At 53.7% G+C, this 17,323-nt stretch carries 16 protein-coding genes; 7 read left to right on the top strand and 9 right to left on the bottom strand.

All coding sequences use genetic code 11. The features are described 5' to 3' along the window. Positions 1–9: 9 nt before the first annotated feature. The 3 genes from argF (OGX81_RS02570) to arcA form a co-directional block, all read right to left on the bottom strand. The gene (argF, locus tag OGX81_RS02570; RefSeq protein ID WP_104867844.1) at positions 10–1,014 is read right to left on the bottom strand and encodes an ornithine carbamoyltransferase; all 1,005 of its coding nucleotides are present in this window, start codon (positions 1,012–1,014) and stop codon (positions 10–12) included. Positions 1,015–1,126: 112 nt separating this feature from the next. Further along, on the bottom strand, positions 1,127–2,059 hold the full coding sequence (gene arcC / locus OGX81_RS02565) for a carbamate kinase (protein WP_012134334.1): 933 nt from the start codon (positions 2,057–2,059) through the stop codon (positions 1,127–1,129). Positions 2,060–2,069: 10 nt separating this feature from the next. Continuing rightward, the gene (arcA, locus tag OGX81_RS02560) at positions 2,070–3,290 is read right to left on the bottom strand and encodes an arginine deiminase (RefSeq protein WP_012134333.1); all 1,221 of its coding nucleotides are present in this window, start codon (positions 3,288–3,290) and stop codon (positions 2,070–2,072) included. Between the two features lie 676 nt (positions 3,291–3,966). Here arcA and OGX81_RS02555 point away from each other — a divergent pair. Then, positions 3,967–4,419: a YhcH/YjgK/YiaL family protein gene (locus OGX81_RS02555; RefSeq protein WP_012134330.1), complete on the top strand. Its 453-nt coding sequence runs from the start codon at positions 3,967–3,969 to the stop codon at positions 4,417–4,419. 80 nt (positions 4,420–4,499) lie between these two features. Here the strand turns inward: OGX81_RS02555 and argF (OGX81_RS02550) are convergent, their stop codons facing one another. Then, positions 4,500–5,504, bottom strand: coding sequence for an ornithine carbamoyltransferase (gene argF / locus OGX81_RS02550; protein ID WP_012134329.1), 1,005 nt, complete (start codon positions 5,502–5,504; stop codon positions 4,500–4,502). 164 nt (positions 5,505–5,668) lie between these two features. Here argF (OGX81_RS02550) and rraB point away from each other — a divergent pair, with 164 nt between their 5' ends. Continuing rightward, positions 5,669–6,094, top strand: coding sequence for a ribonuclease E inhibitor RraB (rraB, locus tag OGX81_RS02545; RefSeq protein ID WP_012134328.1), 426 nt, complete (start codon positions 5,669–5,671; stop codon positions 6,092–6,094). A gap of 65 nt (positions 6,095–6,159) precedes the next feature. On the opposite strand, the gene OGX81_RS02540 is transcribed toward rraB, so the two are convergent. Next, positions 6,160–6,660, bottom strand: a complete 501-nt coding sequence (locus tag OGX81_RS02540) for a GNAT family N-acetyltransferase (protein ID WP_104867842.1) — start codon at positions 6,658–6,660, stop codon at positions 6,160–6,162. Between the two features lie 207 nt (positions 6,661–6,867). Here OGX81_RS02540 and OGX81_RS02535 point away from each other — a divergent pair, with 207 nt between their 5' ends. Further along, positions 6,868–7,719 (top strand): DUF3289 family protein, encoded by an 852-nt coding sequence (locus tag OGX81_RS02535; protein WP_104867841.1) that lies wholly within the window; start codon positions 6,868–6,870, stop codon positions 7,717–7,719. Then, positions 7,716–8,243, top strand: coding sequence for a DUF943 family protein (locus tag OGX81_RS02530; protein WP_104867840.1), 528 nt, complete (start codon positions 7,716–7,718; stop codon positions 8,241–8,243). The genes OGX81_RS02535 and OGX81_RS02530 overlap by 4 nt, the downstream gene beginning before the upstream one ends. A 39-nt stretch (positions 8,244–8,282) precedes the next feature. Here OGX81_RS02530 and OGX81_RS02525 read toward each other — a convergent pair whose 3' ends face one another. From OGX81_RS02525 to pepA, 3 genes are all read right to left on the bottom strand, one after another. After that, positions 8,283–11,138, bottom strand: coding sequence for a valine--tRNA ligase (locus tag OGX81_RS02525; protein WP_104867839.1), 2,856 nt, complete (start codon positions 11,136–11,138; stop codon positions 8,283–8,285). Then, complete coding sequence (gene holC, locus OGX81_RS02520) at positions 11,138–11,581, bottom strand: DNA polymerase III subunit chi (protein ID WP_012134319.1); 444 nt, start codon at positions 11,579–11,581, stop codon at positions 11,138–11,140. Before holC ends, OGX81_RS02525 begins: the two co-directional genes overlap by 1 nt. Positions 11,582–11,709: 128 nt before the next feature. Beyond that, the gene (gene pepA / locus OGX81_RS02515; RefSeq protein ID WP_047459338.1) at positions 11,710–13,221 is read right to left on the bottom strand and encodes a leucyl aminopeptidase; all 1,512 of its coding nucleotides are present in this window, start codon (positions 13,219–13,221) and stop codon (positions 11,710–11,712) included. A gap of 153 nt (positions 13,222–13,374) precedes the next feature. On the opposite strand from pepA, the gene ytgA reads away from it, so the two are divergent. The 3 genes from ytgA (at position 13,375) to lptG (ending at position 15,670) form a co-directional block, all read left to right on the top strand. Then, positions 13,375–13,425, top strand: coding sequence for a protein YtgA (gene ytgA / locus OGX81_RS02510; RefSeq protein WP_211180521.1), 51 nt, complete (start codon positions 13,375–13,377; stop codon positions 13,423–13,425). A gap of 62 nt (positions 13,426–13,487) precedes the next feature. Beyond that, positions 13,488–14,588, top strand: coding sequence for an LPS export ABC transporter permease LptF (gene lptF / locus OGX81_RS02505; RefSeq protein WP_012134315.1), 1,101 nt, complete (start codon positions 13,488–13,490; stop codon positions 14,586–14,588). Next, a complete protein-coding gene (gene lptG, locus OGX81_RS02500; RefSeq protein ID WP_104867838.1) occupies positions 14,588–15,670 on the top strand; it encodes an LPS export ABC transporter permease LptG in 1,083 nt (360 codons plus the stop codon). Before lptF ends, lptG begins: the two co-directional genes overlap by 1 nt. Positions 15,671–15,748: 78 nt before the next feature. Here the strand turns inward: lptG and OGX81_RS02495 are convergent, their stop codons facing one another. Continuing rightward, positions 15,749–17,251 carry a helicase HerA-like C-terminal domain-containing protein gene (locus OGX81_RS02495; protein ID WP_049009363.1) on the bottom strand — a complete coding sequence of 501 codons (1,503 nt, stop codon included), beginning with the start codon at positions 17,249–17,251 and terminating at the stop codon, positions 15,749–15,751. Between the last annotated feature and the right edge of the window lie 72 nt (positions 17,252–17,323).

Genomic DNA, 17,323 nt, shown 5'->3' with positions numbered 1-17,323 from the left:
CCGGAGGGGTTAGTCGCCGAGCGTCGCCACCATGACCGCTTTAATGGTGTGCATACGGTTTTCCGCTTCGTCAAACACGATGGAGTGGGCTGACTCGAACACCTCTTCCGTCACCTCCAGTCCTTTCAGGCCATAGGCGGCCTCGATTTCGCGGCCCACTTTGGTGTGCTCGTTGTGGAAGGCGGGCAGGCAGTGCATAAACTTCACGTTGGGGTTGCCGGTGGCGTTGATGACCTGCTGGTTGATCTGGTATGGCTTCATCAGGCTGACGCGCTCCGCCCATGCCTCTTTTGGTTCGCCCATCGACACCCAGACATCGGTATAGAGGAAATCCACGTCATAAACGCCTTCCTCCACATCCTCGGTTAGCGTAATGCGCGCGCCGGTGACGCTGGCGATGTCGCGACACTTCGCCACCAGTGCGTCGTCCGGCCAGAAGGATTTCGGTGCGACCAGGCGGATGTCCATCCCCATTTTTGCCGCGCCGACCATCAGCGAATTGCCCATGTTATTGCGGGCGTCGCCGAGGTAAGCGAAGCTGAGTTCAGGCAGCGTTTTGCCCGGCGCATGTTCCAGCATGGTCATCAGGTCGGCGAGGATCTGCGTAGGGTGAAATTCATCGGTCAGGCCGTTCCACACCGGTACGCCCGCGTACTGCCCCAGTTCTTCAACGATCTGCTGACCAAAACCGCGATACTCAATGCCGTCATACATCCGGCCCAGCACGCGGGCGGTATCTTTCATGGATTCTTTATGCCCAATCTGCGAGCCGCTTGGCCCGAGATAGGTCACCTGTGCGCCCTGATCGAATGCGCCGACCTCAAACGCGCAGCGGGTGCGGGTGGAGGTTTTTTCGAAAATTAGCGCGATGTTTTTACCGACCAGCGTTTGCTTCTCGCGTCCGGCTTTTTTTGCCGCTTTCAGCTCGATGGCCAGATCGATCAGGTACTGGATCTCCGTCGGAGTGAAGTCGAGCAGTTTAAGAAAGTTGCGATTTTTCAGTGAAGTAGCCATTACAGTGTCCTTGTTAAAATGAATTACCTGATGGCGCTGCGCTTGTCAGGCCTACGGTTATGCGCGTGCTGTAGGCCGGATAAGGCGCCGCCGCCATCCGGCAGAAATCGCCTTATGCGTCGTAATCGACGGTTTCGGGTCGAATCAGAGTGCCTTTGTCACCGCTGAGAATGGCCGGGCCGTCGGCCAGTGAACCGATACCGGCAATCCCCTGGCAGTGGCTGACAAACTCGGCGCAGGCGGTGACTTTCGGCCCCATCGAACCGGCATCGAACTGCATTTCGCTGAGCAGTTCCGGCGTTACCTGAGCCAGCGGGCGTTGGGTTGGCTTGCCCCAGTCGAGGTACACCGCGTCGGCATCAGTCAGGATCAGCAGCGCGTCCGCGTGGATTTGACTGGCGAGCAGAGCGGCAGAGAGGTCTTTGTCGATCACCGCTTCAATGCCATGAAAACCATCGGCTTTTTCCACTACCGGCACGCCGCCGCCGCCGTTGCAGATCACGAGATGGTCGCGGGCGATCAGGGCGCGGATCGCGTCGCTCTCAACGATGCGTTTGGGCTGTGGCGAAGGCACTACGCGGCGAAACGCTTTTCCGTCGGCTTTGAAAATCCAGCCTTTTTCCGCCTGTAGCGCGTTGGCCTGGTCGCCGTCATAAACCGGGCCGATATATTTGGTTGGGTTGCGGAATGCCGGATCGTCGGCGTCCACCTCCACCTGAGTAAGCAGGACGCTGATTTCACGCTGCGGAAGCTGGTTTTTCAGCGACTGTTGCAGCATGTAGCCGATCATCCCCTGGCTTTCCGCGCCGAGAATATCGAGCGGGTAGGGGGTGACGCGGTCATAGGCGCTGTTCTGTAACGCCAGCAGGCCAACCTGCGGGCCGTTGCCGTGTACCAGCACCACGCGCCACTGTTGCGTCAGTTGGGCGATGGTTTTTGCCGCCAGATCGATGTTTTTGCGCTGGATATCCGCTTCCAGCGGTTCGCCGCGTTTGAGCAGCGCATTGCCGCCCAGTGCGACAACCAGAGTGGGTTTGTTGTCCATAATCGCTTCCTTAAATGCCGTCGCGTTCCAGCGGGCAGCTCATGCAGCGCGCGCCGCCGCGTCCGCGTCCCAGTTCATCGCCAGGAATGGGCAGAACGGTGATGCCCGCTTTGTCGTATTTTTCGTTGGTCCAGATGTTGCGTTCGTAGCCGACCACCACACCGGGGCGCAGGGTGAGAACGTTGTTGGCGTCATTCCACTGCTCACGTTCGGCTTCGAAGGCATCGCCGCCAGTGGTGATCAAACGCACCTGATCAATGCCGAGGGCTTTTTCGATGGCGTGTACCAGCGTGCTTTCCTGGGTACGCTTCAGCCCGCCGCGCCCGTCCGGTGTTAAGGTCCAGCACTGGACGTCCGGGCGAACCACTTCCGGGTAGACGGAGAAGGTGTCGATGTCGATATGGGTCATGACGGTATCGAGGTGCATGCAGGAACGGTGTTTTGGCAACTCAACGGCGATGACGCGCTCGGCCTGGCGATGTTTAAACAGCGACTGGGCGAGGAACTCGATCCCCTGCGGGGTGGTACGTTCAGACATGCCAATCAGCACGGCGCCGCGACCAATAACCAGCACGTCCCCGCCTTCTAACGTGGCATGGTCGTAATTAATGTTTTCGTCGCCGAAATATTTAATAAATTCGCCATCCGCAAATTGTGGATGCCAGCGATAAATTGCCCGCAGGTTATTGGTTTCACGCTGGCGCGCTGTTTTTGCCATTGGGTTGATCGACACGCCGTTATATATCCAGCATGAGGTATCGCGGGTAAATAAGTGATTGGGTAATGGCTTCATAATAAAGTCATTAATATCGTGTGTATCAACCACCATATTTTTAATCGAGGCGGGAATTTCGCCATATGTCAGCCCACCGCTTAAATGGCGCGCTAATTCCCGATGCGGCATATCCGCCAGCCAGGCGCGAATATCCGCCGCGAACGTCGGGCCCAGGCGATAGTCGGAGATTTGTGTCTCCAGCAGCCAGGTTTTGGCTTCGATAACATCCAGTGTTTGCGTCAGCAGGTCGGTTAGCAGCAACACCTCTATGCCTTGTTGGCGTAACGTATTAGCGAAAATATCGTGCTCTTCGCCTGCGCGTTCCACCGACAGAACGTCATCAAAAAGCAGCTCCTGGCAATTTGATGGCGTCAGTCTTTTCAGACTGAGATTAGGGCGGTGTAACATCACACTACGTAATTGACCGATTTCAGAACCGACATAATGTTTTTCCATCACGATACCTTTTACTCAATTTTCAGGAATAAAGAAGTGGTGGCTGCAAATAATTAAATTGTTTGCAGTCATTACTGTTCAGCTAATTTTCGGAAATCATCATTGATTCTAATTCGGTCTGATAATGTGATGTGTTTCACATCAGAAGGGATATTTAATTTTTCTTATTTAATATATGAGCAAGGTCAGAGAAATTGAAAAATAAAGAGAGTAATAACTGAATTACTACGCAATAAAATGTCTTGTTATTCTTTTTTGTTAATTATTTGTAGATGATCTAAATTTATTATTTGATTCTATCTTGTTGATTTTATGATATTTTATTTTTGTCTGTGCATAGGTATGCGGGAGGGTTATTTTATTATTTTTACCTTAACGTAAATCATAAAATAACTATGGTGATAAATGCAGGTTATGCAGGGAAAAGGAAGTGTGATCAACAAGGTGTTTTTCTGATAAACCCTTTTATAACAGCATGTTAAGATTTTTACTGTAACGTGGAGGGGGAAAGTTATGCAAAGGATATGCATAATCTTCGATGACGATTAACAGTCGGACAACATCTTCAGCGATAAACATGCGCTGACGCAAAACATCGTGAAATAGAAGTGGTATGGCAGCGGTTTTTTTCGTATAACCATAAAAATGAAACGTTGTTTTATTTAAGGAGTCTGTGATGATCGTTGGCAATATCCACAATCTGCAACCCTGGCTGCCGGACGTGCTGCGTCAGGCCATTGAACATATTAAAGCGCATGTGACGGATGAAACGGCAAAGGGCAAGCATGATATCGACGGCAATCGCCTGTTTTATCTGGTTTCGGAAGACATGACCGAGCCGTTTGAAAAGCGTCGTGCGGAGTATCACGCGCGCTATCTCGATATTCAGATCGTATTAAAGGGGCAGGAAGGAATGACCTTCAGCACCCAGCCTGCGGGCGCGCCGGAAACTGACTGGCTGGTGGATAAAGACATCGCGTTTTTGCCTGAAGGGGCAGAGGAGAAAACGGTGATCCTTAATGAAGGCGATTTTGTGGTCTTTTACCCGGGGGAAGTCCATAAGCCGCTGTGCGCCGTAGGGGCGCCAGCTCAGGTACGCAAAGCGGTCGTTAAGCTGCTGGTCGAGTAAGTTGTATTGCCGGGTGGCGACGCAAAACGTCTTACCCGGCCTACGGGAGCACGATCTGTAGGCCGGATAAGACGTAATCGTTATTTCGCCAGCGTTGCCACCATCACCGCTTTGATGGTGTGCATCCGGTTTTCCGCCTGGTCAAACACGATGCTGGCCGGAGATTCAAACACCGCATCGGTCACTTCCATCCCGCCGTGCAAACCGAACTCTTCGGCCATTTTCTTGCCAAGCGTGGTCTGATCATCGTGGAATGCGGGCAGGCAGTGCAGAAACTTCACCTGAGGATTACCGGTCTGCGCCATCATCGCGCTGTTTACCTGATACTGACGCAGCAGTGCGATACGCTCCGCCCATTTCTCTTTTGCTTCACCCATCGACACCCATACGTCGGTATAGATAAAGTCCGCGCCTTTCACGCCCGCTGCGATATCTTCAGTCAGCGTAATATCGCCGCCGTTCTTTTGCGCCAGCGCTTTGCACTCTGCGACTAGGCTTGCTTCCGGCCAGCAGGCCTGCGGAGCCACCAGACGTAAATCCAGCCCTGTCAGCGCGGCGGCTTCCAGCATGGAATTTCCCATGTTGTTACGCGCATCGCCAGCGTAAACCAGGGTCATCTCATTGAAGGCTTTGCCCGGCAGATGTTCCTGCATGGTCAGCAAATCCGCCAGCAGCTGCGTGGGGTGAAACTCGTTGGTCAACCCGTTCCACACGGGAACGCCTGCATATTCCGCCAGCGTTTCGACCACTTCCTGGCCGTGGCCGCGGTACTGAATACCGTCATACATGCGTCCCAGTACGCGAGCGGTGTCTTTAATTGACTCTTTATGCCCAATCTGGCTGCCGCTTGGCCCAAGGTACGTTACGCGAGCGCCCTGATCGTATGCGGCAACTTCGAAAGAGCATCGGGTGCGGGTCGAGTCTTTTTCGAAGATGAGCGCGATGTTTTTGCCGGTCAGTCTGGCGACTTCTACGCCGTTTTTCTTGTCGGCTTTCAGTTTGGCGGCGAGTTGCAGCAGAGCGGTGAGTTCAGCGGAGGTGAAATCGAGTAATTTCAAAAAATGTTTCTGATAAAACGTAGACATGGTTCCCTCACATGGCAAAGGCCATTTGTTGAATTAAAATTCAATTTATATGGATGATTATGCATTTGCAACCCCATTTAACAAATCTTTCCTGGAAAGGTGGAGGCAATGACAGCGGTGTGTGACAATAAGAGTATCGGCAGGACATTTATGAGGAACGAGCCATGGCAAACCCGGAACTACTGGAAGAGCAGCGTGAAGAGACGCGGCTGATTATTGACGAATTACTTGAAGATGGCAGCGATCCAGATGCGCTGTACACTATCGAGCACCACTTTTCCGCTGACGACTTCGAAACGCTGGAAAAAGCAGCCGTAGAAGCGTTCAAACTCGGTTATGAAGTGACCGAGCCGGAAGAGCTGGAAGTGGAAGAAGGCGATACGGTGATTTGCTGCGATATCCTCAGCGAATGTGCGCTGAATGCCGATCTGATTGATGCTCAGGTTGAACAACTGATGAACCTGGCTGAGAAATTTGACGTGGAATATGACGGCTGGGGTACGTACTTCGAAGATCCGAACGGCGAAGAGGGTGAAGACGGCGACGATGAAGATTACGTCGACGAAGACGATGACGGCGTACGCCACTAACTCAGAAGCAGAATGTTTGCATAAATTGCCGGATATGGCGTCGCCTTATCCGGCCTGTGGGTGACTTACAGCGTTTTCAGCATGCGGACTTCGCAGTCAACATGCCCGGTGCAGCCCAGTGGTTCGCTGATATGCTCAAATCCCAGATGTTCATACAGGCCAATTGCTTCGCGTAAGGATGCGGTGGTTTCCAGGTAGCAGCGTTTAAACCCCTGCTCACGCGCGTGCTCCAGCGCCATCAGCGCCAGTTTCTTCGCCAGCCCCTGGCCGCGCACCGTCGGCAAAAAGTACATTTTTTGCAGTTCGCAGATATCCGGTTCGCTACAGCCTAACGCCGCCACGCCGCCGCCGCCCACCACCTGACCGTTCTGCTCGACGACCCAATAGGCCGCGCCTGGCTGACTGTAAACCTGGAACAATTCATCCAGATTAGGATCGGCAACCGTATAGCCTTTATCAGCGGTCAGGCCGTATTCAGCGGAAACCTGGCGGATGACGCGGGCGATGGCGGCGTTATCGTCAGCGGTAATACGGCGTAGCGTAAGGGGAAATAGCGTAGAACTCATTTTATTACTCAATTAAATGATAAATTATCATAGTTATATTTGATACCACCCTCTTTTCGAACATGCAAGACTGTTATTCTCTCTGAGAAAAATTTTTATCATTAACCTGCTGTTTTCGTTGCATTGCTCAAGTTTTATTATTTGAGTTTATCTTAATTTTTCTCCCGGAGTAAAACGCGATTATATTATTTACCAGGGTGATGAGTTATGAGTAATGATATGTATTTATTAATGTCTCTGCCCCGTGAGATATTTGCTACATCCCATCGCTTTGAAGATTATCATATTGATGATATGCAGTATGGTGATTTGGACGACTGGGATTTTTACACTCTGGGGTTGAAGGATATCTCTGCTCGGGTTGACCCGTTCAGGTGTTTGCAATTTGATATGATGACTACTTTTAATTCGCAGGCTTTGGATTTCGGCCATCAGCAACCACAAGGCAGGCCGATTAGTCGCCAGCATTGTGCAGATATCATGTTTGATGAGATGAAAGAACTGTCAGCACAATTCGCTAAAGGGTTATATTCTCCTATTATTGGGGAACTGATTGATCATTTCCATTACGGTAACGGGCAGCCATGGTTTGGAGAACTTCTAAATCGCGCGTATGAGGAGGTCATAAGGGGCGTTGGAACGAATGATATGTTGATGAAAATTCGGGATGAGATCAATAAACAATTGCATAGTAAACGGGACGCACGCCTGGATGATTTCTTCTTTGTAAGACTTAAATCAGAAATGCAAGATTCTAAACTGCCAAAATTCAACCGTTATATCGACAGGGTAAATGGTTTGGGGGTAAGCGTACATGATATTTATGCACAACAAATCAAACTGGTGCGTTTTCAGCGCTATGCCATGTCATGGGAGGGATTACTTTCTTTTAAAGGGCAGGATCATTTTGGTCTGGGCAAAGAGGATATTACCAATACGTTATATAAAAACTTTCGCTTCTTCCGCATCTGGTTTTTTCTACAGCGTCATCGTGACTATGCGTACAGGCCGTTTCTGACAAATTTAAATGCTCATGCGCATATTAAGGGAAGCGTATGAAGCCGAAACGTAACGTTATTATCGGCAGCCTGGTGTTGCTGATATGCGGTTATCTCCTCTGGGCTCAACGACCTGTGACAATCCTTCGGGCTGGCGAGAGATTTGAGTATGATCCTACGCTTTTTCATGGGCTTTATGTTAGCAGTGAACGTGGTTTTATGGATTTTGAGGCTTATGATATTGCAGTTAAGCACTTTGCATTAACCGAGTGGGGACGGATACACTGGTATCTGCAGCACAAAAATGAGCTGAAGACAAAATACCATATACCAACAAGTGCCTCTTACTATATTGTTTTTTGGGATATTGGCGGCGGGTTTATCGATGATGAGAAATCAGGCGATGGTGATCTGTTTTGTTTTCCGCCACAAAAAAACACAAAAGAAAATTGTATTGAAAAAAATGTGCTGCTAATCGTGGAATTCGACGCGGGATCTTACGAAAGATTTTCTTTCAGCAACATAGAGTATTACTGGATCACCATGCCGGACGGGAAGCTGGTACGAATAAAAAATGCCTTATAAAAGAAAACGCCGAAGAGGGTCTCCGGCGTTTCCATCAAGTTACAGCGCGGCGATAACTGCCTGCTGTTCAATCAGCTTCGCTTTCGCTTCCGCGTAGTTTTCCAGCTTCTCACGCTCTTTGGCGATCACCGCTTCCGGTGCGCGGGCGACAAAACCTTCGTTCGCCAGCTTACCTTCAATGCGGCCAATTTCAGCTTCGACCTTCGCCACTTCTTTCGCCAGACGCGCCAGCTCGGCTTCTTTGTCAATCAGCCCCGCCATCGGGATCAGCAGCTCGGCGCCATCGATAATCTTCGTCACGGAAACCGGACCTTTGTCATCGGCTGGCAGCACGGTGATGCTTTCCAGACGCGCCAGGTTCAGCAGGAAGCTGCGGTTGTCGTTCACGCGGCGAATCGCTTCTTCGCTGCAACCACGCAGCAGCAGTTCCAGCGGTTTGCCCGGCGCGATGTTCATTTCCGCACGGATGTTACGTACGGCAACGATCGCCTGCTTCAGCCATTCGGTATCGGCCAGCGCGGCTTCATCCACCTGGGAGGCATCGTACTGCGGGAACGGTTGCAGCATGATGGTGTCGGCGGTAATGCCGGAAATCACTTTCACACGCTGCCAGATGGTCTCGGTGATGAACGGGATGATCGGATGCGCCAGGCGCAGCAGACCTTCCAGCACGGTGACCAGCGTGTTGCGGGTGCTGCGCAGTTCTGCTTCAGAGCCGCCGTTCATGACCGGCTTGGTCAGCTCCAGATACCAGTCGCAGAACTGGTTCCAGGTAAACTCGTACAGAATGCCCGCTGCGATATCGAAGCGGAAGCTGTCCAGCGCTTCGCGGTACGCTTTGATGGTCTGGTTGAACTCCGCCAGGATCCAGCGGTCTGCCAGCGACAGGGTCATCTCGCCGCCGTTGAAGCCGCAATCCTGATCTTCGGTATTCATCAGCACAAAGCGGCTGGCGTTCCACAGCTTGTTACAGAAGTTACGGTAGCCTTCCAGACGCTTCATATCCCAGTTGATGTCGCGGCCGGTAGAGGCCAGCGCCGCCAGGGTGAAACGCAGGGCGTCAGTACCGTGCGGCTCAATGCCGTCCGGGAATTGTTTTTCGGTACGTTTGGCGATCTTCTCAGCCAGCTGCGGCTGCATCATGTTACCGGTACGTTTTTCCAGCAGGTCCGGCAGGGAAATGCCGTCAACCATATCCAGCGGGTCGATAACGTTACCCTTGGATTTGGACATCTTCTGGCCTTCGTCATCGCGAATCAGACCGGTCATATAGACGGTCTTGAACGGTACCTGCGGCTTGCCGTTTTCATCTTTGATGAAGTGCATGGTCATCATGATCATGCGGGCAATCCAGAAGAAGATGATGTCGAAACCGGAGACCATCACGCTGGTCGGGTGGAACTGACGCAGCGCGTCGGTGTTTTCCGGCCAGCCGAGAGTAGAGAAAGTCCACAGTGCGGAAGAGAACCAGGTGTCCAGTACGTCGTCGTCCTGACGCAGCGCAACGTCGGCGCCCAGGTTGTTTTCCTGACGCACTTCGTCTTCGCTACGGCCAACGTAGACGTTGCCCGCGTCGTCGTACCATGCCGGGATGCGGTGGCCCCACCACAGCTGACGGGAGATACACCAGTCCTGAATGTCACGCATCCAGGAGAAGTACATGTTTTCGTACTGTTTTGGCACGAACTGGATATCGCCGTTTTCTACCGCTTCCACTGCCGGTTTTGCCAGCACGTCAGCACGTACGTACCACTGGTCGGTCAGCATTGGTTCGATAACCACGCCGCCACGGTCGCCGTAAGGAACGGTCAGGTCGTGCGGTTTAATCTCTTCCAGCAGGCCGAGGGCATCGATAGCGGCAACCACTGCTTTACGTGCGGCAAAGCGCTCCAGTTTCTGGAACTCAGCCGGGATTTCGTTGGAGTAAACGTCGGACTCTTCGCCTTTGGTGTCATACACTTCCGCGCTTTCACGGATATCGCCGTCAAAGGTCAGAATATTGATCATCGGAAGCTGATGACGACGGCCCACTTCATAGTCGTTAAAGTCGTGCGCCGGGGTGATCTTCACGCAGCCGGTGCCTTTTTCCATGTCGGCATGCTCGTCGCCCACAATCGGAATACGACGGTTCACCAGCGGCAGCACCACGAATTTGCCAATCAGATCTTTATAACGCGGATCTTCCGGGTTGACGGCCACGCCAGTATCGCCCAGCAGGGTTTCCGGGCGGGTGGTGGCGACCACCAGGTAATCTTTACCGTCTGCGGTTTTCGCACCGTCAGCCAGCGGATAGCGGATGTGCCACATAGAGCCTTTGGACTCGCGGTTTTCCACTTCCAGGTCAGAGATCGCGGTGCGCAGTTTCGGGTCCCAGTTGACCAGGCGCTTGCCACGGTAAATCAGATCTTCTTTGTACAGGCGGACAAACACTTCTTTCACGGCATTGGAAAGACCTTCGTCCATGGTGAAGCGTTCGCGCTCCCAGTCCACGGAGTTGCCCAGACGGCGCATCTGACGGGTAATGGTGCCGCCGGATTCCGCTTTCCACTGCCAGATTTTGTCGATGAAGGCATCGCGGCCATAGTCGTGGCGGGTTTTACCCTCTTCTGCGGCAATCTTGCGCTCAACGACCATCTGGGTAGCGATCCCGGCGTGGTCAGTACCGACCTGCCACAGGGTGTTTTTACCCTGCATGCGCTGATAGCGGATCAGGGTATCCATGATGGTTTGCTGGAAGGCGTGACCCATATGCAAACTGCCGGTGACGTTTGGCGGCGGGATCATGATGCAGAAGCTTTCCTGGCTTTCATCGCCATTCGGCTTAAAGTAGCCCTGCTGCTCCCAGTGCTCGTAAAGCGGCTGTTCGATATCTTGTGGGTTATATGTCTTTTCCATTATTTCCAGGTTGCCGTATTCAGGTTAAAACCAGCCACGCGGTAGGCTTTGTAGCGTTCGCGCGCCAGTTGTTTCAAAGTTTCTTCGTAAGGGACAAAGTCTATCACTTCTGTGAAAGCGGTGGCAAAATCTGCAAAGCCAGTACGCAGGCTGATCAGAATATCACGCGGGCTGCTGTTGCGTTTTTGCGGCCAGGCGATTTCCACCGGCGCGCCGCCGCGCGGACCTTCTCCCGCCAGATTATGTGGGACAAAACTCTCCGGCGGTCTTGCCCACAGCGCTTCATCCAGACGGATGGCCTGTTTTTCGTCTTCACAGGCAATCAGCACGCGTTTACCACTGCGCCAACGTTCTGCGGCAATGTCGCACACCAGTTGTTCAACGGCGCTCAGGCCATCAATGGTGGTGTCATTGTCCAGAATATAGAACGTTGCATTCTTCATATATGGGGCTTCTTGTGGTGAATTTAAATGCGAAGCCGGATGGCGCTACGCTTATCCGGCCTACGGTTAAATACTCCATGTAGGCCGGATAAGGCGCATATGCGTCGCCATCCGGCAATCATGCAAACTTACTCTTCGCCGTTAAAACCCGCGCGATTGAGCAGGAACTGCGACAGCAACGCCACCGGACGACCGGTTGCGCCTTTCGCTTTACCGGAACGCCATGCGGTGCCGGCGATGTCCAGGTGCGCCCAGTTGTACTTACGGGTAAAGCGCGACAGGAAGCAACCGGCAGTGATCGCGCCGCCAGGACGGCCGCCGATGTTCGCCATATCCGCAAAGTTAGACTCCAGCTGTTCCTGGAACTCATCGCCCAACGGCAAGCGCCATGCGCGGTCGCCCGCCTGTTCAGACGCGCTAATCAGCTCATGCGCCAGCGGATTGTGGTTCGACATCAGACCGGTGATGTGATGGCCCAGCGCAATCACGCAGGCGCCCGTCAGGGTCGCGACGTCAATCACCGCTTCCGGCTCAAAACGCTCAACGTAGGTTAACACGTCGCACAGTACCAGGCGGCCTTCGGCATCGGTGTTCAGCACTTCGACCGTCTGGCCGGACATGGTGGTCAGCACGTCACCCGGACGATACGCTCGCCCGCCAGGCATGTTTTCGCAGCCTGCCAGCACGCCGATGACGTTAATCGGCAACTGAAGTTCCGCGACCATGCGCATCACGCCGTACACTGCCGCCGCGCCGCACATATCGTACTTCATCTCGTCCATGCCTTCGGCAGGCTTGATGGAGATGCCGCCGGAGTCAAAGGTCAGCCCTTTGCCGACCAGCACAACCGGACGCGCGTCTTCGGACGGGTTGCCTTTGTATTCGATAACCGACATCAGCGATTCGTTCTGCGAACCGTGACCGACCGCCAGATAAGAGTGCATACCCAGCTCTTTCATCTGCTGTTCGCCGATGACGCGGGTGATGACGTTCTTGCTGTAGCTGTCGGCCAACTGGCGCGCCTGAGAGGCCAGGTAGGCGGCATTACAGATATTCGGCGGCATATTGCCGAGGTCTTTCGCCGCTTTAATCCCGGCGGCAATCGCCAGACCGTGCTGGATCGCACGCTCGCCGCTGGTCAGCTCACGGCGGGTCGGCACGTTGAAGACCATTTTACGCAGCGGGCGACGCGGCTCGCTCTTGTTGGTCTTCAGTTGATCAAAGCTGTACAGCGTCTCTTTGGCCGTTTCGACAGCCTGACGCACTTTCCAGTAGTTGTTGCGGCCTTTGACGTGCAGTTCGGTCAGGAAGCAGACTGCTTCCATTGAGCCGGTGTCATTCAGCGTATTGATGGTTTTCTGAATGACCTGCTTATACTGGCGCTCATCGAGCTCGCGCTCTTTGCCACAACCAATGAGGAGGATTCGCTCGGAAAGAACGTTAGGAACATGGTGCAGCAACAGGGTCTGCCCCGGTTTTCCTTCCAGTTCACCACGACGCAGCAGGGCGCTGATGTACCCGTCGCTGATTTTATCGAGCTGTTCTGCAATCGGAGAAAGGCGGCGTGGTTCAAAGACGCCCACGACGATGCAGGCACTCCGCTGTTTCTCCGGGCTACCGCTTTTTACACTGAACTCCATGCACTACGCTCCTGAATCTTAAAGACAACGGCGGCGGCTACAGTTAGAATTGCAAGCTTTCGTAACTCATGTCCGCAGTTGCGGTGACTTCGTGTTAATCTTAACGTTATTACGGCATTGGCACGTCAGAACGCGTTCTGAGTGGCGAATCCGCTGAGTATAATAATTTTAGCGACGATTTCGACGACTCAAGAGAATAAATGACGTTTAAGCCATGAAACAAGCTAAATTCCTGCAAAAGACGAGTTTTTACGGGCGTATTTAAAGTGATAATCATAAGATATCTGGTGCGGGAGACGCTCAAAAGCCAACTGGCGATTCTTTTCATCCTGCTTTTGATCTTCTTTTGTCAAAAGCTAGTGAGGATCCTCGGGGCGGCGGTTGACGGTGACATTCCGGCAAATCTGGTGCTCTCGCTACTGGGGCTGGGCGTGCCGGAAATGGCGCAGCTCATCCTGCCATTAAGCCTGTTCCTCGGGCTGTTGATGACACTGGGCAAACTGTATACCGAAAGTGAAATAACGGTCATGCACGCCTGTGGTCTGAGCCGGGCTGTGCTGGTGAAAGCCGCGATGGTGCTGGCGCTGTTTACCGGCGTTGTCGCCGCTGTCAACGTCATGTGGGCGGGGCCCTGGTCATCCAGACACCAGGATGAGGTACTGGCGGAAGCAAAAGCCAATCCCGGCATGGCCGCGCTGGCGCAAGGGCAGTTCCAGCAGGCGACCAATGGCAGCGCCGTGCTGTTTATTGAAAGCGTTGACGGCAGCGATTTTAAAGATGTGTTCCTTGCGCAAATCCGCCCGAAAGGCAACGCCCGTCCTTCTGTGGTGGTGGCCGATTCTGGACATCTGACGCAATTGCGCGACGGCTCCCAGGTTGTGACGTTGAACAAAGGGACGCGCTTTGAAGGCACTGCCCTGCTGCGTGACTTCCGCATCACCGATTTCCAGAACTATCAGGCGATTATTGGTCATCAGGCCGTTGCGCTGGACCCGAACGATACCGATCAGATGGATATGCGCACGCTGTGGCAGACCGATACCAATCGCGCCCGTGCGGAACTGCACTGGCGTATTACGCTGGTATTCACCGTATTTATGATGGCGCTGATGGTTGTACCGCTGAGCGTGGTTAACCCACGACAGGGGCGCGTGCTGTCGATGCTGCCAGCTATGCTGCTGTATCTGCTGTTCTTCCTCCTGCAAACTTCCCTGAAATCAAACGGCGGTAAGGGCAAACTGGATCCGGTTATCTGGATGTGGGCGGTCAACCTGATCTATCTGGCGTTGGCAGTTGGTCTGAACCTTTGGGATACGGTGCCGGTACGCCGCCTGCGCGCCCGTCTTCTGCGTAAAGGAGCGGTATAATGCAGCCGTTTGGTGTACTTGACCGCTATATCGGTAAAACCATTTTCACCACCATCATGATGACGTTGTTCATGCTGGTGTCGCTCTCCGGCATCATCAAGTTTGTCGACCAGCTCAAAAAAGCCGGGCAGGGGAGCTACGATGCGCTGGGCGCGGGGATGTATACCCTGCTCAGCGTGCCGAAAGATGTGCAGATTTTCTTCCCGATGGCGGCGCTGCTTGGCGCGCTGCTGGGGCTGGGGATGCTGGCGCAGCGCAGTGAACTGGTGGTGATGCAGGCTTCGGGTTTCACCCGGATGCAGGTGGCGCTGTCGGTGATGAAAACCGCTATTCCACTGGTGCTGTTGACAATGGCCATCGGTGAATGGGTCGCTCCGCAGGGCGAACAGATGGCGCGTAACTACCGTGCGCAGGCGATGTACGGCGGTTCGTTGCTCTCTACTCAACAAGGCCTGTGGGCGAAAGATGGCAACAATTTCGTCTATATCGAGCGGGTGAAGGGCGACGAAGAGCTGGCGGGCATTAGCATCTACGCCTTTAACGATCAGCGTCGCTTACAGTCAGTGCGTTATGCCACGTCTGCGAAGTTCGACGCAGACAACAAGGTCTGGCGTCTGTCGCAGGTAGACGAGTCTGACCTGAAAGACCCGAAACAGATCACCGGTTCGCAGACCGTGAGCGGCACCTGGAAAACCAACCTCACGCCGGACAAACTGGGCGTGGTGGCGCTGGACCCGGATGCGCTCTCCATCAGCGGCTTGCATAACTATGTGAAGTATCTGAAGTCGAGCGGCCAGGACGCCGGACGTTATCAGCTCAATATGTGGAGTAAAATCTTCCAGCCGCTTTCCGTGGCGGTAATGATGTTGATGGCGCTGTCGTTCATTTTTGGCCCGCTGCGTAGCGTGCCGATGGGTGTGCGTGTGGTGACCGGGATCAGCTTTGGTTTCGTCTTCTACGTTCTGGACCAGATTTTCGGCCCGCTGACGCTGGTTTATGGCATTCCGCCGATTATCGGCGCGCTGCTGCCAAGCGCCTCGTTCTTCCTGATTAGCCTCTGGCTGATGATGCGTAAGTCGTAAAATCGATCTCTCTCATTGTTGGCCAGATACGGCGCAGCGCCATCAGGCGCTGCGCTTAGCAAACAAGGATTCCTTCTGTTAGCGTTTTCTACCGCCCATCAGGCTACCTAACATCCCCCGGATAATTTGGTTCGTTACCTGACGCGCTGCGCTTTTGGCGACGCTCTGCACCACACCATCACGTTTGCCGCCGCGTGGCCCGGTGCTGCCAAACAATATCTCTTTCAGCCCGCCAAGAATTCCGTCATCAACGGCGACTTCTTTGCCTTTTGCTGGCGGATTGTTTTGCTGCTCGGTGGTGGCCTGAACGCCTTTTTGCAACATTTCATACGCCGATTCGCGATCGACTTCGTCTTCATATTTGCCGTACAGCGAGGAGTGATTGATAAGCCCGTTACGCTCATCGTCCGTCACCGGCCCCATGCGTGAGCACGGCGCGATGACCATCGCTCGTTCAACCACTGATGGGCTGCCTTTGGCATCCAGGAAGGAGATTAGCGCCTCGCCAGTGCCCAGTTCCTGAATCGCTTTCTCGGTATCAAACGCCGGATTCGCCCGCATGGTTTGCGCGGCGGCTTTCACCGCTTTCTGATCTTTGGGGGTGAAAGCGCGCAGGGCGTGCTGTACGCGGTTGCCTAACTGACCGAGCACGTTGTCCGGGATATCGGAAGGGTTCTGTGAGACGAACCAGACGCCCACGCCTTTGGAGCGAATCAGGCGGATAACCTGTTCGATTTTATCCAGCAGCACCTGCGGAGCGTCATTGAACAACAGGTGAGCTTCGTCGAAGAAGAACACCAGCTTCGGTTTTTCCAGATCGCCCGCTTCCGGCAGTTGCTCATACAGTTCGGAGAGCATCCACAGCAGGCTGGCGGCATACAGTTTGGGCATCTGGTAGAGTTTTTCGGCGCTGAGGATGTTGATAATGCCTTTGCCGTTGGCATCGGTACGCATCCAGTCTTTGATGTCCAGCATCGGTTCGCCGAAGAAGTGCGCCGCGCCTTGCTGTTCCAGCGACAGCAACCCGCGCTGGATCGCCCCGACCGATGCGCTGCTGATATTGCCATACTGGTTCTGGAAGGATTTGGCATTATCACCGATATACTGCGTGATCGCCCGCAGGTCTTTAAAGTCCAGCAGCAACAGCCCCTGGTCATCGGCGATGCGGAAGATAATATTCAGCACGCCGGACTGCACCTCGTTCAGGTTCAGCAGGCGAGCCAGCAATAGCGGCCCAAGATCGGAGACGGTTGCCCGTAATGGATGACCTTTTTCGCCAAAAATATCCCACAGCACCACCGGATTAGCGTGCGGTTGCCAGTCGGTGATGCCGATATTTTTCAGCCGTGCGAGCAGTTTTTCAGAAGGTTCGCCTTCCTGCGCGACGCCGGTTAAGTCACCTTTCACATCCGCCATAAATACCGGAACGCCGATGTCTGATAGGGACTCAGCCAGTTTTTGCAGGGTAACCGTTTTGCCGGTTCCGGTTGCGCCGGTAATCAGCCCGTGACGGTTGGTCATGCCCGGCAACAGGAACAGTTCGCTTTCCAGCGTGCGGGCAATTAACAGGGGTGCACTCATGAGATTTTCTCCATTTATCCTGCCTGGAGTATAGGCAACTGCGGCGTACTCTTCACCGCTAAATTGCGGAGA

Source organism: Citrobacter sp. CK206, from assembly GCF_030333125.1.
Taxonomy (GTDB): Bacteria; Pseudomonadota; Gammaproteobacteria; order Enterobacterales; family Enterobacteriaceae; genus Citrobacter_B; species Citrobacter_B koseri.
Note: the sequence above shows the minus strand (reverse complement) of the source record. Positions and strands in the feature narration are given on the sequence as shown.